Source organism: Bradyrhizobium sp. KB893862 SZCCT0404, assembly GCF_018130885.1.
GTDB classification, from domain to species: domain Bacteria; phylum Pseudomonadota; class Alphaproteobacteria; order Rhizobiales; family Xanthobacteraceae; genus Bradyrhizobium; species Bradyrhizobium stylosanthis.
The window spans coordinates 840,135-861,071 of the sequence record NZ_JAFCLT010000001.1 but is presented as its reverse complement, the minus strand read 5'-3'; the positions used below and the strand labels follow the sequence as shown (position 1 = coordinate 861,071).

The 20,937-nt window shown below is 64.8% G+C and carries 19 protein-coding genes and 1 tRNA gene; 6 read left to right on the top strand and 14 right to left on the bottom strand.

Annotated elements, in window-relative coordinates:
• Positions 1–130: 130 nt before the first annotated feature.
• Positions 131–3,151 (bottom strand): tetratricopeptide repeat protein, encoded by a 3,021-nt coding sequence (locus tag JQ617_RS04365; protein WP_212024675.1) that lies wholly within the window; start codon positions 3,149–3,151, stop codon positions 131–133.
• 498 nt (positions 3,152–3,649) lie between these two features.
• Here JQ617_RS04365 and JQ617_RS04360 point away from each other — a divergent pair.
• Positions 3,650–3,742 (top strand) — tRNA-Ser (locus JQ617_RS04360).
• Positions 3,743–3,830: 88 nt separating this feature from the next.
• On the opposite strand, the gene JQ617_RS04355 is transcribed toward JQ617_RS04360, so the two are convergent.
• The 3 genes from JQ617_RS04355 to gatB all read right to left on the bottom strand — a co-directional run bounded on the left by JQ617_RS04355 (position 3,831) and on the right by gatB (position 7,530).
• Positions 3,831–4,067 (bottom strand): hypothetical protein, encoded by a 237-nt coding sequence (locus tag JQ617_RS04355; protein WP_212024673.1) that lies wholly within the window; start codon positions 4,065–4,067, stop codon positions 3,831–3,833.
• Between the two features lie 195 nt (positions 4,068–4,262).
• The gene (locus JQ617_RS04350; protein ID WP_212024671.1) at positions 4,263–4,529 is read right to left on the bottom strand and encodes a hypothetical protein; all 267 of its coding nucleotides are present in this window, start codon (positions 4,527–4,529) and stop codon (positions 4,263–4,265) included.
• A 1,516-nt stretch (positions 4,530–6,045) separates the two neighbouring features.
• Positions 6,046–7,530 (bottom strand): Asp-tRNA(Asn)/Glu-tRNA(Gln) amidotransferase subunit GatB, encoded by a 1,485-nt coding sequence (gatB, locus tag JQ617_RS04345; protein WP_212024669.1) that lies wholly within the window; start codon positions 7,528–7,530, stop codon positions 6,046–6,048.
• 193 nt (positions 7,531–7,723) lie between these two features.
• On the opposite strand from gatB, the gene JQ617_RS04340 reads away from it, so the two are divergent.
• A complete protein-coding gene (locus tag JQ617_RS04340; RefSeq protein ID WP_212024667.1) occupies positions 7,724–9,166 on the top strand; it encodes an FkbM family methyltransferase in 1,443 nt (480 codons plus the stop codon).
• Positions 9,167–9,170: 4 nt separating this feature from the next.
• Here JQ617_RS04340 and JQ617_RS04335 read toward each other — a convergent pair whose 3' ends face one another.
• The 6 genes from JQ617_RS04335 to JQ617_RS04310 form a co-directional block, all read right to left on the bottom strand.
• A complete protein-coding gene (locus tag JQ617_RS04335; RefSeq protein WP_212024666.1) occupies positions 9,171–9,476 on the bottom strand; it encodes a hypothetical protein in 306 nt (101 codons plus the stop codon).
• Entirely contained in the window at positions 9,467–10,942 is a 1,476-nt protein-coding gene (gene gatA / locus JQ617_RS04330; RefSeq protein WP_212024664.1) for an Asp-tRNA(Asn)/Glu-tRNA(Gln) amidotransferase subunit GatA, read from the bottom strand. The genes JQ617_RS04335 and gatA overlap by 10 nt, the downstream gene beginning before the upstream one ends.
• A complete protein-coding gene (locus tag JQ617_RS04325; RefSeq protein WP_008548392.1) occupies positions 10,939–11,151 on the bottom strand; it encodes a hypothetical protein in 213 nt (70 codons plus the stop codon). The genes gatA and JQ617_RS04325 overlap by 4 nt, the downstream gene beginning before the upstream one ends.
• An 18-nt stretch (positions 11,152–11,169) precedes the next feature.
• The gene (gene gatC, locus JQ617_RS04320; protein WP_007611211.1) at positions 11,170–11,457 is read right to left on the bottom strand and encodes an Asp-tRNA(Asn)/Glu-tRNA(Gln) amidotransferase subunit GatC; all 288 of its coding nucleotides are present in this window, start codon (positions 11,455–11,457) and stop codon (positions 11,170–11,172) included.
• 77 nt (positions 11,458–11,534) lie between these two features.
• Positions 11,535–12,611, bottom strand: a complete 1,077-nt coding sequence (locus tag JQ617_RS04315; RefSeq protein WP_212024662.1) for an NAD(P)H-dependent flavin oxidoreductase — start codon at positions 12,609–12,611, stop codon at positions 11,535–11,537.
• A gap of 20 nt (positions 12,612–12,631) precedes the next feature.
• A complete protein-coding gene (locus JQ617_RS04310) occupies positions 12,632–13,612 on the bottom strand; it encodes an NAD(P)H-dependent flavin oxidoreductase (RefSeq protein WP_212024660.1) in 981 nt (326 codons plus the stop codon).
• A gap of 97 nt (positions 13,613–13,709) precedes the next feature.
• On the opposite strand from JQ617_RS04310, the gene JQ617_RS04305 reads away from it, so the two are divergent.
• Both JQ617_RS04305 and JQ617_RS04300 read left to right on the top strand, forming a co-directional pair.
• On the top strand, positions 13,710–14,600 hold the full coding sequence (locus JQ617_RS04305; RefSeq protein ID WP_212024658.1) for a LysR family transcriptional regulator: 891 nt from the start codon (positions 13,710–13,712) through the stop codon (positions 14,598–14,600).
• 218 nt (positions 14,601–14,818) lie between these two features.
• On the top strand, positions 14,819–15,754 hold the full coding sequence (locus tag JQ617_RS04300) for a cyclase family protein (protein ID WP_212024656.1): 936 nt from the start codon (positions 14,819–14,821) through the stop codon (positions 15,752–15,754).
• A gap of 65 nt (positions 15,755–15,819) precedes the next feature.
• On the opposite strand, the gene JQ617_RS04295 is transcribed toward JQ617_RS04300, so the two are convergent.
• A complete protein-coding gene (locus tag JQ617_RS04295; protein WP_063683020.1) occupies positions 15,820–16,038 on the bottom strand; it encodes a hypothetical protein in 219 nt (72 codons plus the stop codon).
• Positions 16,039–16,085: 47 nt separating this feature from the next.
• Between JQ617_RS04295 and ruvX the strand changes: the two genes are divergently transcribed.
• Positions 16,086–16,565, top strand: a complete 480-nt coding sequence (ruvX, locus tag JQ617_RS04290) for a Holliday junction resolvase RuvX (protein WP_212024654.1) — start codon at positions 16,086–16,088, stop codon at positions 16,563–16,565.
• Between the two features lie 4 nt (positions 16,566–16,569).
• A complete protein-coding gene (locus JQ617_RS04285) occupies positions 16,570–17,493 on the top strand; it encodes an AEC family transporter (protein ID WP_212024652.1) in 924 nt (307 codons plus the stop codon).
• Positions 17,494–17,497: 4 nt separating this feature from the next.
• Here JQ617_RS04285 and JQ617_RS04280 read toward each other — a convergent pair whose 3' ends face one another.
• The 3 genes from JQ617_RS04280 to JQ617_RS04270 form a co-directional block, all read right to left on the bottom strand.
• Positions 17,498–18,256, bottom strand: coding sequence for a CPBP family intramembrane glutamic endopeptidase (locus JQ617_RS04280; protein WP_212024650.1), 759 nt, complete (start codon positions 18,254–18,256; stop codon positions 17,498–17,500).
• A 141-nt stretch (positions 18,257–18,397) separates the two neighbouring features.
• On the bottom strand, positions 18,398–19,162 hold the full coding sequence (locus JQ617_RS04275) for a CPBP family intramembrane glutamic endopeptidase (protein WP_212024648.1): 765 nt from the start codon (positions 19,160–19,162) through the stop codon (positions 18,398–18,400).
• A 124-nt stretch (positions 19,163–19,286) separates the two neighbouring features.
• Positions 19,287–20,930, bottom strand: a complete 1,644-nt coding sequence (locus JQ617_RS04270; RefSeq protein WP_212024646.1) for an acyl-CoA dehydrogenase family protein — start codon at positions 20,928–20,930, stop codon at positions 19,287–19,289.
• Positions 20,931–20,937 lie beyond the last annotated feature (7 nt).

Sequence of the window (20,937 nt, the reverse complement as noted above, 5' to 3'; positions counted from 1 at the left end):
CGGTTCGATTGTATCGTTCCGGGAGCGAGCAGCCTCGCTGCTCGCGTGACATGTAAAGAGAGTGCGGCCGGCCTTGCCGTTCGCCTGCCCGATCACGGCAGGCGCACGTCATCGACCTCGACCTGCTCTATCAGAGCGGCCGAACGTCGATATGATCCGGCGGCAATCCGGCCAGATGCCGTTGATGCATGGCCTCGTAGGCAGCTTCCAGCTGCCTCGTATAGCGCGCGACATCGAACAATGACGTCGTCAACCGGTTGTCCTGCAGCCTCCGGCGAATTCCCTGCAGCTTCGGCCTGTCCAGTGCGAGCTCGACCGCAAGGGCTTCGTAGTCGTCACGGGTTCGCGTGATCAGTTCAGGCAAGCCGACGGCGTCAAGCAGGCTCGCCGCGACGCGCCCGGCGAAACTATCTCCAATCTGCGTCACGACCGGCAGGCCGGCCCACAGCGCGTCGCTCGCCGTCGTATGCGCGTTGTAAGGCAGCGCGTCCAGGAAAAGGTCGGCAAGGCGATGCCGCGCCAGATGCTCGGCCGAGGATGCGACGTGCTTGGCAAACACCAGTCGATCCGGATCGATGCCCCTGCCCCTGGCTTCCTTTCTCAGGTTCGACTTTGCGGTCTCGCCCATCTCGGACAGCCACAAGACCGACTGGTCCACCTTTCCAAGAATGCTCATCCAGCAATCGAAGACGGCGGGATTGATCTTGTAGGCGTTGTTGAAACAACAGAACACGATCCATTCGGGCCGCAAATCGTGATCGGCCCGATCGAGCAACTTGTCGTCGATCGCCTCCGCCTTGTTGTCGCGCGGCATGAAGCTGCCGGGCAGACGAACGATTTTCTCTTCGAAGAAGGAGCTGTTCTGATCGGGCAGGACGATGTGATCGGCAATGATGTAATTCGAGAGTTGCTTGCTGCCGACCGTGCCTGCGAAGCCGAGGAAGTTGACGGCGATCGGCGCGGGGGCGGATGCGAACAACGACAGCCTGGCATTCTGCGTGTGCCCGGCAAGATCGACGAGAATGTCGATCTCGGCGCCCTTGATCGTGGCGAGGACGTCACCGTCGCCCATGCCCTGGCAATCGATGAAGCGATGGAAGGCTCCTTCCAGCCGCTTGCGCATGTCGCTGTTGTCGTTCGGACCGATGGAAAAGGCGTAGGTCTCGAACCGGCCGGGATCGTGGCTCTCGAATATGCCGGCGGTCAGATAGCCGACCGGGTGCTGGCGGAAATCGGGAGAAACATATCCGATCCGGATCTTGTCATGCGTGTGGGTGATCCGTTCCGGCACCACCTCGGAGGACTGCGGGTGACGCGCGGCGACCCATGCCCTGGCGCAGGCGAGATGATCGTCGGGAGCATCCGTCAGCGACAGCAGCGCGAAGGGAGAGCTGTTGGGTTTCCCGGCCCGTATCGCCGCCAGCAGATGATCGATCTCTGCCTGCAGACCGTCCCACTCGCACAGGTTCATTTTTGCATGGAGGCGCGAGCCTTCCATGCCTTCCAGATCGGGCTTGATCGACAGCGCCTTGTCGTAAGCGGCGAAGGCTTCGTCATGGCGCTTGAGGTCGCTGAACACGTTGCCGCGCCCCTGCCACGCGCCTTCCAGGTCCGGCTTGATCGAGAGCGTCTTGTCATAGGCGGCAAGAGCGTCCTCGTAGCGCCTGAAGCTCCACAAGACGTTGCCGCGGCCGAGCCAGGCTTCCGCCAGGTCGGGCTTGATCGACAACGCCTCCTCATAGGCAGCAAGGGCTGCATCATGGCGCTTGAGCTCGGTGAAGACGTTGCCGCGGCCAAGCCGCGCTTCCGCAAGGTCGGGCCTGATCGACAGCGCCCTGTCGTAGGCGGCGGCAGCTTCATCGTAACGCTTGAGATCGCACAACGCGTTGGCCCGCCCCAGCCACGCGCCCTCCAGATCGGGCTTGATCGACAGTGCCTTGTCGTAGGCGGCAAAGGCCTCGTCGTAGCGCTTGAGGCTCCAGAACACGTTGCCGCGACCGAGCCAGGCCTCGGCCAGATCGGGCCGGGTCGACAGCGCCTTCTCATATGCGGCCAATGCGTCGTCGTAGCGCGAGAGATCGCAGAACACGTTGCCGCGCCCCAGCCACACGCCCTCCAGATCGGGCTCGAGCGAGAGCGCGCTGTCATAGGCGGCAAGAGCCTCGTCAAATCGCTTGAGGCTCCAGAAGGCGTGCCCGCGGCCGACCCACGCACTTCCCAGACCGGGTTCGATCGCCAGCGCCTTGTCGTAGGCAGCAAGCGCCTCGTCGCAGCGCCTGAGATCGTTCAGCGCATCGCCCAGACCAAGCCATGCATTCGCCAGATCGGGCTTGGCCGACAGCGCCTTGTCGTAGGCACCGAATGCCTCGTCGTAGCGCCTGAGAGTCCGGAACACATTCCCTCGCCCGAGCCATGCTTCCGCAAGGCCGGGCTTGATCGAAAGCGCCTTGTCATAGGCGGCGAGCGCCTGGTCGTAGCGCTTGAGACTCCAGAGCACATTGCCCTGACCGAGCCAGGCATGCTCGAGATCGGGCTTGATCGAGAGCGCCTTCTCATAGGCGCTGGATGCCTCGTCGTAGCGCTCGAGATTCCAGAACACGTTGCCGCGGCCGAGCCACGCCTGATCGAGGTCGGGCTTGATCGAGAGCGCCTTGTCGTAGGCAATGAGGGCGTCCTCAAAGCGGGCGAGCTTCTCCAGGCAATTGCCCTTGCTCGAATAGGCATCGGCAAAGTTCGGATTGTAGAGTGCCGCCTTGTCGAACTGCTCGATCGCCTCCGCATAGTTCTTCGAGGATTCGGCGAGGATCGTGCCCCTGTTGTGGTACGAGAGAGGATTGCGCGGATTGACCGCCAGGGCGCGCGTGAAATACGTCAGCGCCTCCTGGGGCCGGTTGAGGCTCTTGAGTGCGTATCCGTAATTGCTGAGCGCTTCGTCGCTGCTGCCGTTCAGGGCAACCGCCGCTTTGAGATGAGTCTCGGCCTCCGAAAATCGGCCCTGCATCAGCTTGATCACGCCGAGGAAGTGGGCGACGTCGAAGATGTTCGGGGAGGCTCTCCTGATCTGCTCGAGGATTTTTTCCGCTTTCGGCAGGTCCCTGGCCTGAAAGGCCTCGACAGCACGCCGAAATTTGGCCTGCAACTCATTCGCCAAGCCCATTCCTCCCTCAATCCAACTCGTTGACCTTAGCAACTGGTCCTGCGAAGGCCCATCCGGTTCGGTCGCTCGCGTCGCCCGGCCCCGCCGAGAGCACCGTTACCAGATCAGCCGGCTGTCTGAGCCGATATGGTCAAGATGCAGCTCATCCCACCTGCGACACGGTCATTCGGCAATAAAAACAAGCAAGATCAATACATTAAGGTAACGATCACGGAGACGGAGGGATTTCGCCCCCTCGATCAACCCTCTCCACGAAATCGATTTATTCCTCAGCAAATCCAGCCACTTACGCCAGAACGAGAGAACTCACGCGCAACAAGCAGTCTCATTACATATGCGCGACGTTCGAGCCCCGCGTCCGTTCTTGCGGCGTAACGGTTCTCGTCCGGGAAGCAAACCGGGTCTGTTCGGAAAATCGATGGGAATATTCGAGCGCAAACACGCGCTTACAAATTGACCGGCCCAAGCAATTAGAGGCATAAGGCTCGCACCGGAGAGGTGGCCGAGTGGCTGAAGGCAACGCTTTGCTAAAGCGTCATACGGTCTCAAGCTGTATCGAGGGTTCGAATCCCTCCCTCTCCGCCACCAGCCGCAGAATCAAGGTCTGCCGTTCTTTCACCTGAAGACGACGCTTGGCCGCAGTCATACGGCTGGGCTCAGCCCGATTCCCCGCTCACCTTATATAAGTGTGCCCGCATCTAGCCGCCGGAGCGCGCCAGATCCGCCAATGCGAGGGGGAGATCAGCACCGGCTCGTCGGCCCAGACGTTGAACCAGACACCGGACGTGCGCCGGGCCGGAAAGGTCCAGGGCACGATGCCCGTCTTGTAGGGCCGTCCGAGTTCCAGAACGCAGTCGTCGGGCGCGATCTGAATCGGCAGCCATTGTTCATTGATGTCGTGGGTGCTCATACGCGCCGGTTGTTAAGCGGCGGCACGACGAAAGATTTGATCCAGCGCAACCAAAGCCGCCCGTGAAAACACGGGGGCGAACCGGATTCTCGGTTCAAAGCCGCTTCGAGCGAAGGCGATATCGGCTGGCGCCTGGAAAGGCGTCACATGGGAACCGGAAGCCCTGTTCCGGTTCCATCGGAACGGAGACGGCTCTTAGTGAGCGGAAACCCAGGCCCTGGCCTCGCGCTGCGCGACCGAGATCTCGGCATCCGACATCTGGCCGGCAACTTCCTGGCGCAGCGCCACGGCGTCCTTGCGGCCCTTCAGGGCAGCGAGGTTGAACCATTTATGCGCGGCGACGAGATCGACGAGGCCGGAGCGGCCGCTCGCCCAATAGATCCCGCGATCGAACAGCACGTCCGACAGCGCGCTCGCATCGATCGGCGTCGCCGTATCGAGATCGAAAGTACCCTGAAACATAACGCATCCCCTTTTTCTTATGCCGCCTCGTCCCCCGAGCGCGGCTCCCGTCCAACTGTGATTTGCAAAATCCCTTTCTGGGATCCCGCGCCGTTCAACTCTTCCCCAACGCCGTTTGCCGGCTTGTTGTTGGAGGCGATGATGGCGGGCAAATTTGAATGGCAGTTTAAGTATCGCGATGAAGCAGACGTAAACGCGAGCGCGCGGCGCCTGCGCGCAGAATTCAAAAAGCCCTTGATTTGCAGGCACTTTTGCGATTCGTCAGATTCTGTTTACCGCTGGATTTTGGGACATCGATAACCATCGCGCGCGGTGGTGCGCGTCCTGCGGCTGCAATCTGCGGGAGCGGCGCTGTCGTGACCGCACCCTGCCCCGTCAGTCCCCGCGCAGGCGGGGATCCGGTATGCCGCGGCCCATCGGCTCGACCACGGCCGTCTCGGCGTGCAGGGACCGCCGGGTCGTAGCCGGGCGATGACACCGCACATGGAGAGATGGCGCACAACGCCACTGGCGCCGTAGCCTGCCTGCCTCAGGGCAGCGCGGCGACGTCGCGGTCAGATCAGCAATGTCGGGAAAAGGGATGCCGGCAATACCCCGGCCTCAGGGAGAACGAGGGCGTCGGCGAACACGTCAGGACCAGATTTCACGTTGGCCCGAAGGCCGCTTGTGAAATTGCGGAGCCCTTGGAAAGAGAACCGCACCGAACGAAGAAAACTTTGTTTCTTCTGCCGGGCCGTAAAAGAGAACGACCCGACCGTTGACCTGATGTCTCGCCGACACCCTCTATCGTCGACCAGAACCTCTAGGAGGCGCTGATGACGTGCCGGCTGCTAGGAGCCGGCAACTTCAGAAGCGAAGTTACTTCTTCTTCTTCGCGACCTTGCGGGTCTTCTTCGCAGTCTTCTTCACTGCGCTCTTCGCCTTCTTCGCCTTCTTCGCTTTCTTGGCCATGTTGCCCTCCGATGTGTGAGATGGCTTTAATCGCTGCGCGCATTCGGGGATCGAATGCACTCACCCCGAATACACCAACACGACGAAAAAAACATCTTCTGACTTAAGGAAGTGTTGACGACGCAGCGCGCGTGCGCCAGCCGCGCTTGATTTGCCGACACGCGGAGACACGCGTCCGCGATTGCGAATGCTTCTCGCAACAGCGACATCGGCAAGCGCAGCGATTGCAGGAAAACACTATGCAGCAAGTATTATTCTGTGCGCGTACATCGCGTGCGATCAGCGCGTCGACGAACGCTGCACGGCGCGCGACGGCGCCGCGGAGGCGAGTCGCGGACTCTGAGTCGCGATTTTTGGCAACGAAATTATTTTCATGCTTAACGGCGGAAGCGCTCGTCGGAGCGTGTGCAAGTCGCCGCTTTGCGCGAATCGCGCGGGCTGCGATTCGGCCGCCGCATCGCGCTTGAACGGGATGATCTTCGCCGCCGATGACGCGTGAGCGTCGCATCGCAAACACCAAGCGAGGTGACGGAGCGTGTCCGTCACCTCGTTCGAACGCGTGAGGCTAGACGCCGAGCTTGGACTTGAGCAGGTCGTTGACGCTCTGCGGATTGGCTTTGCCGCCGGACGCCTTCATCACCTGGCCGACGAACCAGCCGAGCGACTGCGGCTTGTCCTTGACCTGCGCGGCCTTGTCGGGATTGGCCGCGATGATGTCGTCGACCACCTTCTCGATCGCCGAGAGGTCGGTGACCTGCTTCATGCCACGGCTTTCGACCAGCGCGCGCGGGTCGCCACCTTCCTGCCAGACGATCTCGAACAGATCCTTGGCGATCTTGCCCGAGATCGTGCCCTCGCCGATCAGATCGACGATCGCCGCAAGCTGTTCGGCGTTGACCGGAGAGTCCGTAATATCCCGGCCTTCCTTGTTGAGACGGCCGAACAGCTCGTTGATCACCCAGTTCGCAGCCATCTTGCCGTCGCGCGCGCGGTTGGCGAGCTTGTCGAGCACCGTCTCGTAGAACAGAGCGCTCTCGCGCTCGGCAACCAGCACGCTCGCATCATAGGCCGACAGGCCGAAATCAGCGACGAAGCGCGTCTTCTTCTGGTCCGGCAGCTCCGGCAGCTCGGCCTTCAGCTCGTCGACGAACGCCTGGCTGAACTCCAGCGGCAACAGGTCGGGATCGGGGAAGTAGCGATAGTCGTGCGCCTCTTCCTTCGACCGCATCGAGCGCGTCTCGCCCTTGTTGGGGTCATAGAGCCGCGTCTCCTGGTCGATGGCGCCGCCGTCCTCGAGGATCTCGATCTGCCGGCGCGCCTCAAACTCGATCGCCTGGCCGATGAAGTTGATCGAGTTCATGTTCTTGATCTCGCAGCGGGTGCCGAGCGGCGCTCCCGGCTTGCGCACGGAGACGTTGACGTCGGCGCGCAAGCTTCCCTTCTCCATGTCGCCGTCGCAGGTGCCGAGATAGCGCAGGATCGAGCGCAGCTTGGTCACATAGGCCTTGGCCTGCTCGGCGTCGCGGATGTCGGGCTTGGAGACGATCTCCATCAGCGCCACGCCGGAACGATTGAGATCGACATTGGTCATGGTCGGCGACCGGTCGTGCAGAAGCTTGCCGGCATCCTGCTCAAGATGCAGGCGCTCGATGCCGATGCTGACGCTGCGGCCGCCGTCGAGCTCGACCAGCACCTCGCCCTCGCCCACCACCGGCGACTTGTACTGGCTGATCTGGTAGCCCTGCGGCAGATCCGGATAGAAATAGTTTTTCCGGTCGAACACCGAACGCAGATTGATCTTGGCGTTGAGACCGAGCCCGGTCCGGACAGCCTGCCTGACGCATTCCTCGTTGATGACGGGCAACATGCCGGGCATCGCGGCGTCCACCAGCGACACGTGGCTGTTCGGCTCGCCGCCGAACGCGGTGGAGGCGCCCGAGAACAGCTTTGAGTTCGACGTCACCTGGGCATGGATCTCCATGCCGATGACCATCTCCCAATCGCCGGTTGAGCCCTTGAGAAGCTTGTGGGGTGTCGCGTCAGCGTTCATGGCGAAGATATCGTTCTGTGCTGGAGGGATGCGGGTCGGCCCCCAGCCGGGCGGGAGCTGCCACGACCAACTCATTAGGCCGAGGCGGAAAGCGATGCAACCTGGGCCTCCTGCCCCCGATCGGCCGAATTGGGCGTGAAACCGCACGCAATCCGTGTCATGACAGCCGCAAAAGGACCGAAACGCGAGGGCCATGATGGGCGAGCTGTCGCTCCGGATGACTGACGGGACGCATATCGTGGTGCCGGCCTCGCTCGATGCGATCACCACCTACGTCATCCTCGAACAGGAAGCATGGTTCGAAAAGGAGACGGCATTTCTCGCGAGCTGGCTGAAGCCGGGGATGACTGCGCTCGACGTCGGCGCCAATCTCGGCGTCTACAGCCTGCCGATGGCACGGGTGCTCGCGCCTCATGGCCAGGTGTTTGCCTACGAGCCAGCCAGCGAGCCGCGCCGCCTGCTCGCGCTGAGCAAAGCCAGGAACAAGACCGCCAACCTGCATATCATCGCCGCCGCACTGTCCGACGGTGAACGGGAGGGCCAGTTGGTGCTGGGCAACTCCAGCGAGCTCAACTCGCTGCAAGGCAGCGGTCCTACCGAAAAGGTGCAGATCACCTCGCTCGACGCCGAACAGACGTCGAGGAACTGGGGCGCCATCGACTTCATCAAGATCGACGCGGAAGGAGAGGAAGAGCGTATCCTGGCCGGCGCGCAGGCATTCTTCTCCGAGCACTCTCCCTTGGTGATGTTCGAGATCAAAGCCGGCGAGAAGCAGAATGACAGCCTGCCGGCGGCTTTTGCTGGTCTGGGCTTCGGTATCTATCGGCTCCTCGCCGGAGCCCCCGTCCTGGTGCCGGTCAGGATCGGCGAGCCGCTCGATCCCTACGAGCTCAACCTGTTCGCGGCCAAACCCGACCGCGCCGCGGCGCTCGCCACAGAGAATTTCCTGATCGAGGCCGTCCCGGAGTGGGAGCCCGACGATACCACGCGGGACTGGGCGCTCGCGCAATTCAGGGCGCAACCCTATGCGTCGATTTTCAACGCACTGCCCGGCGGCGCCGCGGCTCAAGACCCGGTCTATCGTGACGCTCTCGCCGGCTATGCGATATGGCGCTCCCCGGAGCACGCCTGGCCTCAGCGCTACGCGGCGCTGAAATTCGCGTGCGATACGCTCGGCGCGCTCTGTCAGCGACAGCCTTCACTGTCGCGCCTTTCGACGCTCGCCCGCATCGCCTCCGACGTCGGCAACCGCACCATGGCCGTCAACGCATTGCGGTTCGCGGCGGAGGTGCTCAAGGGCGGCAAAGGCCGCATCGTCGAGCCATTCTGGCCGGCAAGTCCAAGGTTCGATCAGGTTGCGCCCGGGACCGACGTCGTCGGCTGGTTCGTGGCTGCAGCGCTCGAACGGCTCGAGCAGCTCGCGTCATTCTCTTCGTGCTTTGCACCGTCGTCCGTCGACCTCAACTGGCTGGCAAAGCAGCCGCTGGTCGCCACCGAGATCGAACGTCGCCGTGTTCTGCAGCAGGCACGCGCAGGTCAAAAGGTCGCGGTCTCGTCGCGTCTGCGCAAGGCGGCGCCGGACCACCTCAATGTCGCGGCCTGGCGCGCAGGTGTGGTGCCCAACACGCGCCTGTGAAGGCTCAGCTGCATCCAGCTTCGAGCAGCTTGGCGGCGATCCGCTGCCACTCCGCGTCCAATGAATCCTTTGCCGCGACTTGGCCCGCCTGGCGGTACCAGTAGCCGGCGTTGCCGAGATCGCCCTCGACGCGGTGCAGATAGGCGTGCACCCAGGCCGCGTCGCGGCCATTGTCGTCCTGAACGATCTTGTGCGCCTGGTCCCAGTCGCCCTTCGCGGCCCACCAGAGACCGGCGAGCGGCGCGTTCAGCTCCGGCGCGGGCGCCGCGCCGTCGAGGCTCGCGATGAAGCCCGCGACATTCACCACCACCTCGCTGGCGTGAAGCGGCCGGCCGCCTGCTCGATCACCTCGCCGAGCGAGAACAGCGTCTCCTCCTCGAACGGACGACCGATCAGCTGCAGGCCGAGCGGCAGGCCCTGCGCGTCCTTGCCGGCGGGCACGGCGATGCCGGGCAGGCCCGCCATGTTCACGGTCACCGTGAAGATGTCGTTGAGATACATCTCGACCGGGTCGGCGCCGCCCTTCTCGCCGATGCCGAAGGCCGCAGACGGCGTCGCCGGCGTCAGGATCGCGTCGACCCCCTTGGCGAAGCAGTCCTCGAAGTCCTTCTTGATCAGCGTGCGTACCTTCTGGGCGCGCAGATAATAGGCATCGTAGTAGCCGGCCGAGAGAACGTAGGTGCCGATCATGACGCGGCGGCGCACCTCCGCACCAAACCCTTCGGCGCGGGTGTTCTCGTACTGCTCGATGATATTCTTACCCTGCTCGCGCAGGCCGTAGCGGACGCCGTCATAGCGCGCGAGGTTGGACGACGCCTCCGCCGGCGCCACGATGTAATAGGCCGGCAGCGCATACTTCGTGTGCGGCAGCGACACCTCGACGAGCTCGGCGCCGGCGGCCTTCAGCCAGGCCGCGCCCTCGCTCCACAGCTTCTCGATCTCGGCCGGCATGCCGTCGAGACGATACTCCTTGGGGATGCCGATCTTCATGCCCTTCACGGACTTGCCGATCGCAGCCTCGTAATCCGGCACGGCGATATCGACCGACGTCGTGTCCTTGGGATCATGACCGGCCATCGAGCGCAGCAGCATCGCGCTGTCGCGCACGCTGCGCGCGATCGGACCTGCCTGGTCGAGCGAGGAGGCAAAGGCGACGATGCCCCAGCGCGAGCAGCGACCATAGGTCGGCTTGATGCCGACGGTCGCGGTGAACGCCGCCGGCTGGCGGATCGAGCCGCCGGTGTCGGTCGCGGTCGCGCCCATGCAGAGCAGCGCTGCCACGGCCGAGGCCGAGCCGCCGGACGAGCCGCCCGGCACCAGCGTCGTGTTGCTTCCCTCGCGGCGCCAGGGATTGCCGACGGGACCGAAGCACGAGGTCTCGTTGGCCGAGCCCATCGCGAACTCGTCATTGTTGAGCTTGCCGAGCATCACCGCGCCGTCGCGCCAGAGCTGCGAGGTGACGGTGGACTCGTAGGTCGGCACGAAATTGCCGAGGATCTTCGAGCACGCCGTGGTGCGCACGCCCTTGGTCGCGAACAGGTCCTTGATGCCGAGCGGGATGCCGGCGAGCGGGCCCGCGTCACCTTTCCCGATCTTGGCGTCCGCCTCGCGCGCCATGGCGCGCGCCTGGTCGGGCGTCTCCATCACGAAAGCATTGAGCACGCGCGCTTTCTCGATCGCGCTCAGATGCGCGTCGGTCAGCTCGAGCGACGTGAAAGTCTTGTCGGCGAGACCCTTGCGGGCCTCGGCCAGCGTCAGCGATGTCAAATCGGTCATTTATTGATCGGGCTGCAGAAGAAGGGAGACAGGGTCTTGTCGTTGGCCGGGTCGTCTTTCTTGGCGGCCGCATTCGCGGCGGCCTCGAGCTCGTCGAGCACGGCATTGACGGCGACATTGGGATCGGCGGCCTTGCCCTGCCGCTCCATCTTGTCGAGGTAATTCATGTAGGCCTGATAGGCCTTCTCATCGTCGCAAAGCAGGCACATCGGACCACGTCCTAAAAGTTACTCTACGACCTTCGGCACCAGGAAGAAGTGACCTTCAGTCGCCGGCGCGTTGGCAACGATATCGTCGGCGATCTCGCCGTCGTTGACCACGTCCTGCCGCTTCTTCATCTGCATCGGGGTCACCGAGGTCATCGGCTCCACGCCCTCGACATTGACCTCCGAGAGCTGCTCGACAAAGGCGAGCATGGCATTGAGCTCGCCCTGCAGATGCGGAACCTCGCCCTCGGAAACCGCGATGCGCGCCAGATGCGCGATGCGGCGGACGGTAGCGGCGTCGACGGACATTATATAAGGCCTCTCACGGCAAAACCTATGTGCCGTATAGCAGAGGCCGCTTTTGCGCCGCAACCGGCGCCGGGGGCCTATCCAGCAAGCCCTTTCATGCGGGCCAGCGCCGATTTGGCCAAATCCCGGGTCAATTCGGCCGCAGGGACCTCGCGGCCGAGGGCCACGGCCTGTCCGGCCCAGAGATTGGTGAAATCCACCCTGCCCTGCTTCTCGGCCGCCGCCTTCAGCGGCCCCAGCGCGGTCGCGGCGTGGGGGAACGGCGGGGCGTCGGGCGAGACCGGGCCGGCCTCGCGCATCAGCCGGTTCTGCACCCCGCGCGCCGGCCGGCCGGTCATGACATTGGTGATCACGGTGGAGTCGTCCCGCGCCTCGGCGAGCGCCTTGCGGCCGCCCGCGCTGACCTTGGATTCCGGGCAGCGCAGATACGCGCTGCCGATCTGCACGCCGGAGGCACCGAGCGCGAAGGCTGCGGCAATGCCGCGCCCGTCGGCGATACCGCCGGCCGCAATCACCGGCACCTTCACGGCGTCGGCGACCTGCGGCACCAGCGCGAACGTGCCGGGCTGCTCGGCGATCTTGTCGGTCAGGAACATGCCGCGATGGCCGCCCGCCTCGGCGCCTTGCGCGATCACCGCGTCGACGCCGTGCTGCTCGAGCCAGACCGCTTCCTTCACAGTGGTGGCGGACGAGATGACGAGGCAGCCTGCCGCCTTGACGCGCTTGAGCAGCGCCTGCTCCGGCAGGCCGAAGTGAAAGCTGACGACCTCCGGCTTCAGCTCCTCGACCACCTCGCAGAAGGCCGCATCGAACGGCGCACGGTTGGCCGCGGCGATCGGCGCTGCGGGATCGAGACCGTGCTCGGTGTAGTAGCCCGTGAGCCGCTGCTTCCAGCGGGCCTCGGCCTCCGCCGTGAGGTCGATCGGCGTGTGGCAGAAGAAGTTCATGTTGAGCGGCGCCTTCACGCGCTGGCGGATGATGTGGACCTGCTCACGCGCCTTCTCCGGCGACAGCATCGCGCTCGGCAGCGAGCCGAGCCCGCCGCCCTCCGCCACGGCGATCACCAGCTCCGCATCCATCACGCCGGCCATCGGCGCCAGCACGATCGGGCATTCGGTCTTGAAGAGATCGATCAGTCGACGGTCAGGCCACATGGTTGTTCTCTCTCTTGTGCTCAGGCGGCTGACGCGGTGGAGTTTCTCCGTCCAGCCAGAAGCTGCTCCGCCTCGATCGCAATCCGCTCGACGATCTCCGCCGCCGGTGGAATATCATGGATCAGTCCGACTGCCTCGCCGGCAATCACCGCGGCGACGTCGAAATTGCCGGCGGCCTTTGCGGCGGCATAGTCCGCGGCGACTGCGGCAACATTCTGCATCAGCTCGACCTCGCGGCCGATCCAGCGTTTGGCATGGTCGTTGACCAGGCATCGTCCCGTGAACGGCGCCGGCCAGACATTGTTGCGGGAGAGATCGAAGATGATGCCGCGCACGGTCGAGCCGCTGTTCGCCGCGCAGATGCGCCGCTTGGCCTCCTCCACGCCGTCGGCCTCCTGGCTGGCATAGAAGCGCGTGCCGAGCAGCACGCCGCTTGCGCCCAGCATCATCATCGCGGCGAGCCCGCGCCCGTCGGCGATGCCGCCGGCCGCGACGACAGGCGCGCGGCCCGCAGCGAGATCGACGATCGCAGGCACGAGATCGACGGTGGTGCGCGAGGCGCCGTGACCACCGGCCTCTGTCCCCTGCGCGATCAGGACATCGGCGCCGGCATCGAGCGCCTGCCGCGCCATGACCTCGTCCTGCACCTGGCAGATCAGGCGGGCGCCGGCGGATTTGATTTTTGGCGCGAACGGTGCGGGATCGCCGAACGACAACATGATCGCGGACGGCTTTGCGGCGAGCGCGACATCGAGCAGCTCGGGCCGCCTGGCCAGGCTCCACGTGATGAAGCCGATGCCGAACGGCGCGGAGAGGCCCGCGAGCTTGGCTGTCTCCTGCTCCAGCCACGCCCGCTCGCCATAGCCGCCACCGAGGATGCCGAAGCCGCCGGCGCGGCTCACCGCTGCGACCAGACGGCTGCCGGCGATGACGTCCATGGGCGCCAGCAGGATGGGATGCCTGATCCCGAGCAGCGTGGTCAGCGATGTCGCAAGCGGCATGGTCCCTCCCTGATCTGGACAGCGAGACTAGGCGCGACTAGCATTCTCGAAAAATGAATTGTTGCGAACGCTGCCATCTCAAAAGCGAAACGACGCCATGGAACTCAGCGACATCCAGACCTTCGCCGCAGTCGCCCGCACCGGCGGCATTACCCGCGCCGCCGAAGAGCTCAACACGGTGCAATCGAACGTCACCCAGCGCGTGAAGGCGCTGGAGGCCGAGATCGGCACCCCGCTGTTCGAGCGTCACAGCCGCGGCATGACGCTGACCGGCGCCGGCAAACGTCTCTTGCCGTACGCGCAACGGATGGCCGCGTTGTCGCGCGAGGCCGTGCTCGCCGCACGTGACGATGGCGAGCCGAAGGGGCCGCTGGCGATCGGCTCGATGGAGACCACCGCAGCCGTGCGGTTGCCGCCGCTGCTGGCCGATTTCCACCGCCGCTTCCCGGCCGTGCGCCTGTCCCTGCGCACCGCGACCACGGCCGACCTCGTCGCAAGCGTGCTCGACGGCACGCTCGACGGCGCCTTCGTCGCAGGTCCCATCGCACATGCCGACCTCACCGCGACCAACGCCTTCCGCGAAGAGATGGTGCTGGTCAGCGCGCGGCGCTGGAGCTCGCTCACCGAGCTGCGCGCCGGCACGCCGGAATCCGGCCCGACCGCCTTGGTGTTCCGCACCGGCTGCACCTATCGCCAACGGCTCGAACAGATCTTCGTCGAATTCGGCTGGCCGTCGGCGGCACGCTTCGAGCTCGGCACGCTCGACGGCATGATCGGCTGCGTCGCCGCCGACATGGGCGTGACGCTGTTGCCGTGCGCGGTGGTCGAACGCAGCGCGATGAGCGGCAGCGTGTCGATGCACGCGCTCGGCGCCTCGCACGCGCGCGCCGAGACGCTCTTCATCCAGCGCAGCGCGGGACATCAATACAGCGCGCTTCAAGGCTTCGTCGCTTGCCTGAAAAAGGACGACGACGTCATCGCGGCCTGACGCAAAGCGAACGTTCCACGCGGCGAAATTCACTGTCACAAATCTGTCGTACTCGAATCCATGTGCGTTGCGCGCGGCCGATGCTGCGTTCAGCCGTCGCATCATCGCGCGTCGAAAAGTTTTGAAGCGCGCGATCGTTCTACGTTAGGATGAGCGACTGGCCAGCGCGAAACCATACGAAGCCAAAACATCGGCAAGAAACATCGGGAGGACTATCGATGCGCAATACGCTCGTGTTGTGCTGCGTCGCCGCGTTGTCGGCGATGTCAGGAACTGCAAGTGCTCAGGACTGGACCAAATCGAAATGGGGCCCGAACGACGAGATCGGCGCCGCCAACTACATGACACCGGAGCTTGTGGTGAAGGCCGCCTCCCTGGTGAAGACCGGCAAGACCTACGCCCTCGGCATTCCCGTCACACCGCAGACGCCCGCCTATCCGCCGCGCCAGTTCAAGCTCACCATCGTGCAGCCCGGACAAGCCGGCATCCCCGGTCTCGGCCCCAACAAGGCCACCTATAACGACGACATCCTCGACACCTGGGTCGGAATCGGCAGCCAGCTCGACGGTCTCGGCCATCTCGGCGTCGAGCACGTCTATTACAACGGCAACAAGCTCGCCGACTTCGCCGACCCGAACGGGCTGAAGAAGCTCGGCATCGAGAAGGTACCGCCGATGGTCACCCGCGGCGTGCTGCTCGACATGGCCGCCTATTTCAAGACCGACATCGTCAAGGAAGGCACCGCCTTCAACGTCAAGGAGATCGAGGAAGCCGCCAAGGCGCAGAACGTCGAGATCCGCCAGGGCGACGTCGTCATCTTCCACACCGGCTGGCTCAGCCTGATCGGCAAGGACGACAAGCGCTACTCGGCCGGCGAGCCCGGTCTCGGCGTCGAGGGGGCCAAGTACCTCACCGGCAAGGGCGTCGTCGCTGTCGGTGCCGACACCTGGGCGCTCGAAGTGCTGCCGTTCGAGTCCAAGAACGTGTTCGAGGTGCACCAGATCCTGCTCGCGATGAACGGGACCTACATCCTCGAGAACATGGACACCGCCGCGCTCGCGAAGGACAAGGGCTACGAGTTCCTGTTCGTGCTCGGGCAGCCGCGCTGGACCGGCGGCGTGCAGGCGATGATCAACCCGATCGCGATCCGCTGATCTCGATCCGCGATCTCAGGACGTGGGCGAGGCGCCTCCAGCCTGCGCGACAGGCCCCTCGCTCGCTATCCCTGCGGCCTGAGATGCCACCGCCGCAATGCAACCACGGCCCAGATCGCCTCGACGACGCCGAACGGCCAGGCGCCCTGCAGGAAGCCGTAGGCCGACCCGAGCGCGCACGAGGCCGCGAACAGCAGCACGAACCAGTGGCTGCGGTCCTCCAGGGCATAGCAGACCAGCATCGCCGTCACGGCAAACAGGCCGAATAGTGTCAGTGTGTCCATCGCCAAGGGTTCACTCCGCAGCGCGACGCGTGATATGCGCTAGATCCATGCCGGCTCTTATCCTGCCTCTCGTCGATGCTGCAACCCACTGGCCCCAGCGCGGTGCGCTGGTCGGGCTCGACTTGGGCACCAAGACCATCGGTGTTGCCGTGTCCGACCCGGACCGCCGGCTGGCGACCGGCGTCGAGACCATCCAGCGCAAGCAATTCAAGCACGATGCGGCCCGGCTGCTCGCGATCGCCGCCGAGCGCAAGGCGGCCGGTTTCGTGCTCGGCCTGCCCATCAACATGGACGGCAGCGAGGGCCCGCGCGCGCAATCCACCCGCGCCTTTGCCCGCAATCTCGCCGGCCTGACCGCGCTTCCCATCGGCCTCTGGGACGAGCGCCTCTCGACCGCCGCCGTCGAGCGCGAGCTGATCGGCATGGATGTCAGCCGCGCCAAGCGCGCCGAGGTGATCGACGAGCACGCCGCGATCTTCATCCTGCAAGGGGCGCTCGACCGCCTCGCAAACTTGCGCGCCGGCTGACCCCATGCTCGTCGTGATCGCGGCGCTGCTGCCGGTCTTCATCCTCATCGTGCTCGGCGTGGTGCTCCGGCACAGCCTGATGCGGCTGGACACGCAATGGCACGGGCTGGAGCGGCTGACCTATTTCGTGCTGTTCCCGATGCTGCTGATCCAGACCCTGGTGAAGGCGGACCTGACCAAAGTGCCGGTCGCCGGCGTCGGCGGCGCGCTGCTGCTGTCGGCGCTGGCAATGTCCCTGCTTTGCCTCGCGCTCCGCCCGGCCCTGTCGCGGCTCGACATCGACGGCCCTGCCTTCACCTCGATCTTCCAGGGCGCGACGCGCTGGCAGACCTATGTGGCGCTGTCGGTCTCGGCCAATCTGTACGGCGATGTCGGGCTGGCGCTGGCGTCGGTCGCGATGGTCGCGATCATCCCGCTGGTGAACGTATTCAGCGTCGCCGTGCTCGCGCATTATGCCTCGCCCGAAAAGCAGTCGGTGCGCGCCATCGTCATGACGGTGATCCGCAATCCCCTGATCTGGGCCTGCGTCATCGGCCTCGTGATCAACGTCGTCCATCTGCCACTGCCGAAGATCTGGCACGAGGTGGCGGACGCGCTCGGCCGCTCATCGCTCGCCATCGGCCTGCTCGTCACCGGCGCCGGCCTGCAACTCAAGGGCCTGTTCCGCCCGAGCGTGAGCGCCACCATCGGCGTCGCATTCAAGCTGGTCCTGATGCCCGTGCTCGCGCTGGTTCTTGCCGCCTGGTTCGGGCTGTCAGGCAACAGCCTCGCGATCGTCGCGATTTGCGCCGCGGTGCCGACCTCGCCCAGCGCCTATGTGCTGGCGCGCCAGATGGGCGGCGACGCGCCGCTGCTGGCGCAGATCATCACGCTGCAGACGATCCTGGCGGCGATCACCATGCCGATCGCGATCGCGCTGGTGGCGTGAGGCGCTAGACGTAGGGTCCGATCGAGAAATAGACAAACGTGTTCACCGCAGAATGAGCGATGACCGCGAGCCAGGTAGAATTGCCGCTCGAGCGAAGATAGCCGAGGGCGAGCCCCATCAGGAAGACATTGAAGCGCTCGAACAGGTCGTATTGCACATGACCGAACGCCCACAGCGCGGACGCCAGCACGATCGCGCCGTTCGGTCCCAGGAACGATTGCGACCAGCCACGAAATATAAAGCCCCGGACGACGAGCTCCTCGATCACGGGAGCAACGATGCAGCTTCCGATCAGCATCGCGAGCAGCCCTGCCGTACTGTGAACGATGAGATCCGGCCCGGGCTTGTATCCGCCCGAACCAACCGCGGACATCAAGACCATCTCGATCGACACGACGATGGCCATCAGGCACAAGGCGCGGACGATCTCGCCTCCGCTCGGCCAGTTCAGGGCAAGGTATTCCGAAAACCCTCTGCGAGCCATGCGGATCGCGATCCACAGCACGAGGATAACTGCGGGCGCTCCCAAAATGATGCCGGTACCCTGCCATCGGCCCTGTAGCGACACGGCCTGAAGCTCGGTCGCAGACAACGCCCAACCCCCACCGTAGTTCAAGATCACGTACCTCATCGCGATCCCGCCCGTGAGCATGAATGCCAGGTCGCAAAGCAAGGCAACGAGCAGCGTCTCGGCGAAATCCCAGGTGCGTGGCCGCGGCGTCGCGCCGGTCGCCGATGGGCCGGCATTTTCGAGGTCAGACATACGGGCTTTCCCCGACAACGTCGGAGCGAAGGTGGGCGTAGATACCACCCCAACATACTCGGGGATTGTCAGCCGGGCAATTGCCGCAGCGGCGTCCGCTTTCAGCGCAGAACCAGCGCGGCCGAAACGCCAGGCCTGCCCTTAGCTCCCCAGCCACATCGTCAGCACCACCGCGGTCATGTTGTTCAGCGCGTGCAATATGATCGTGAGCCAGAGCGAGCCCGTCCGATGGCGCATGTAGCCGAACCACAGGCCGATGGTGAAGACCTCGGCGAGGAAGTACAGGTCGTATTGCAGGTGCACGACCGTCCACACCAGCGACGACAGCAGGATCGCGCCCGGCACGCGCAGGAAGCTCGCCGACCAGCCGCGAAACAGGAAGCCGCGCGCCAGAACCTCTTCCGACATCGGCGCGGCCACGCTGAAGGCGAACAGCAACAGGAGCGCGGCGCCCTTGTCACGGCCGGATTTCAGCAGGTCGGTCATGAAGCCCGGCGTCGCCTCGCGGCCGAGCGATCGCGACACCACCTCCCAGGCCAGCACGATCAGGACGAGGCCGACCGCGCCGAATAGCAGCTGCCTCCAGGACGGCCAATAGAGCGCGAGGTAGTCGACGAAGGACGCCTTCTTGATGCGGATGGCGAGCCAGACGGCGGCCAGTGTCGTCGGCAGTCCCATGATCACCGACAGCCCCAGCGCCTGGGGCTCGTGACCGATCGACTGCAACGAGGCCATGTCGATCGGGAGCCCCCGCATCACCACCAGCAGGACGATGGCGCCGATCTGCCCGACGAACATCGCGGCGAAGATGAAGAGGCCCCACAGCGCCGTGCCCCAGAACTTCCAGACGCGCGGCGGCGCGGGCGTCATGACGAGCGGTGGATGATCGGGATTGAGGGAGTCCATCAGGAGGCTTTCGTTGGAACACCACCGTCATTCCGGGGCGCCCGAAGGGCGAACCCGGAATCTCGAGATTCCGGGTTCGATGCTTCGCATCGCCCCGGAATGACGGCAGAAAAAAGCAAAAGGCTCACGGCAGCGCCTGCTCGAGCAGCGCGCGCACGTCGCCGCTCTCCAGCTCGACCGCGCCATACATGCTGGCGTGGTTCGCTGCGAGGCGCGTGGCGGCAAACAGCTCGGCCTGGCGCGGCGACACGCCATTGAGAGCAGCGGCCGCAGCCAGCAGCGCCAGCTTCTCGACCGCGAGGCGCGCGACGCGTTCGCCATCGGCGCGCCGAAACGTCTTGCCGATGAACGCCGCCGCCTCGCCCGCTCCGGGCAGGCCCTTGGTCTCGGCGACAAGGGATTGCAGCACGGCCATTGCCGCCTCCGGCTCACGCGACAATGCGCGCAGCACGTCGAGGCACATCACGTTGCCGGACCCTTCCCAGATCGCGTTCACCGGCGACTCCCGGTAGTGGCGCGCCAAAATGCCGTCCTCGACATAGCCGTTGCCGCCGAGGCACTCCATCGCCTCGTAAAGGAATGCCGGCGCGCTCTTGCAGGTCCAGTATTTGATCGCGGGCGTGAGCAGCCGCATGTAGGCGGCCTCCGCGGCATCATGCGGCGTGCGGTCGAAGGCACGGCAGAGCCGCATCATCAGGGCCGTGCTCGCTTCCACGTGCAGCGCCATGTCCGAGAGCACCGCCTGCATCAGCGGCTGATCGGCCAGATGCTTCTGGAACACGCTGCGGTGACGGGCATGATGCAGCGCATGCGCGAGCCCCGAGCGCATCAGGCCGACGGAAGCGATCGCGCAATCCTGCCGCGTCAGCTGCACCATCTGAATGATGGTGCGGATGCCCTTACCCTCTTCGCCGACCACTTGCGCATAGGCGCCTGTGAATTCGACCTCGGAGGACGCATTGGAACGGTTGCCGAGCTTGTCCTTCAGCCGCTGGAACTGGATCGCATTGACCGAACCATCCGGCGCAAAGCGCGGCATGAAGAAACAGGTCAGCCCGCTCTCGGCCTGCGCCAGCACCAGGAACGCATCGCACATCGGCGCCGACATGAACCATTTGTGCCCGGTGATGCGATAGGCATCGCCGTCGCGCACCGCGCGCGTCATGTTGGCGCGCACGTCGGTGCCGCCCTGCTTCTCGGTCATGCCCATGCCGAGCGTCATGCCGCGCTTCTCCCACCACGGCGCGAAGGCGGGATCGTAGCTCCTCGTCGACAGCACCGGCATCACGCGCGCCAAAAGATCCGGCTCAGTCGCGAGCGCCGCGACGGAGGCGCGCGTCATCGTGATCGGGCAGAGATGGCCGGTCTCCACTTGCGAGGCCATGTAGAACTTTGCCGCGCGAATGACTTCGGCGGCATCGCCTGCGGGCTTGCCTTCCATCGTCCAGGTCGAATTGTGCACGCCGGCATGTGCGCTGTGCGCCATCAGCTCGTGATACGAGGGGTGAAACTCGACCTGGTCGCGGCGATTGCCTTTTGCGTCGAAGGTCCGCAGCTTCGGCGTGTTCTCATTGGCCACGCGCCCGCGATCGGCCATCGCGGCCGAGCCCCAATGCCTGCCGAACTCCGACAGCTCCCGCTCCGCCGCCGCGCCGCCATTGGCCTTCACCGCCGCGACCAGGGGACGGTCGACCGCGAACAGATCGACGTCCTCGAACGGCGGCGACTGGTTGAAGACCTCGTGGGTCGCAAAGGCGGGCTGGGTCATCTTCTCG

Bases quoted from the DNA above. Each gene is read 5' to 3' on its own strand.
- gatA (WP_212024664.1), bottom strand. From the start codon at position 10,942: ATGACCGATTTGACATCGCTGACGCTGGCCGAGGCCCGCAAGGGTCTC.
- JQ617_RS04305 (WP_212024658.1), top strand. From the start codon at position 13,710: ATGGAACTCAGCGACATCCAGACCTTCGCCGCAGTCGCCCGCACCGGC.
- gatB (WP_212024669.1), bottom strand. From the start codon at position 7,530: ATGAACGCTGACGCGACACCCCACAAGCTTCTCAAGGGCTCAACCGGC.
- ruvX (WP_212024654.1), top strand. From the start codon at position 16,086: ATGCCGGCTCTTATCCTGCCTCTCGTCGATGCTGCAACCCACTGGCCC.
- JQ617_RS04285 (WP_212024652.1), top strand. From the start codon at position 16,570: ATGCTCGTCGTGATCGCGGCGCTGCTGCCGGTCTTCATCCTCATCGTG.
- JQ617_RS04280 (WP_212024650.1), bottom strand. From the start codon at position 18,256: ATGTCTGACCTCGAAAATGCCGGCCCATCGGCGACCGGCGCGACGCCG.
- JQ617_RS04355 (WP_212024673.1), bottom strand. From the start codon at position 4,067: ATGAGCACCCACGACATCAATGAACAATGGCTGCCGATTCAGATCGCG.
- JQ617_RS04310 (WP_212024660.1), bottom strand. From the start codon at position 13,612: ATGCCGCTTGCGACATCGCTGACCACGCTGCTCGGGATCAGGCATCCC.
- JQ617_RS04315 (WP_212024662.1), bottom strand. From the start codon at position 12,611: ATGTGGCCTGACCGTCGACTGATCGATCTCTTCAAGACCGAATGCCCG.
- JQ617_RS04270 (WP_212024646.1), bottom strand. From the start codon at position 20,930: ATGACCCAGCCCGCCTTTGCGACCCACGAGGTCTTCAACCAGTCGCCG.
- JQ617_RS04275 (WP_212024648.1), bottom strand. From the start codon at position 19,162: ATGGACTCCCTCAATCCCGATCATCCACCGCTCGTCATGACGCCCGCG.
- JQ617_RS04295 (WP_063683020.1), bottom strand. From the start codon at position 16,038: ATGGACACACTGACACTATTCGGCCTGTTTGCCGTGACGGCGATGCTG.
- JQ617_RS04350 (WP_212024671.1), bottom strand. From the start codon at position 4,529: ATGTTTCAGGGTACTTTCGATCTCGATACGGCGACGCCGATCGATGCG.
- JQ617_RS04340 (WP_212024667.1), top strand. From the start codon at position 7,724: ATGATGGGCGAGCTGTCGCTCCGGATGACTGACGGGACGCATATCGTG.
- gatC (WP_007611211.1), bottom strand. From the start codon at position 11,457: ATGTCCGTCGACGCCGCTACCGTCCGCCGCATCGCGCATCTGGCGCGC.
- JQ617_RS04300 (WP_212024656.1), top strand. From the start codon at position 14,819: ATGCGCAATACGCTCGTGTTGTGCTGCGTCGCCGCGTTGTCGGCGATG.
- JQ617_RS04325 (WP_008548392.1), bottom strand. From the start codon at position 11,151: ATGTGCCTGCTTTGCGACGATGAGAAGGCCTATCAGGCCTACATGAAT.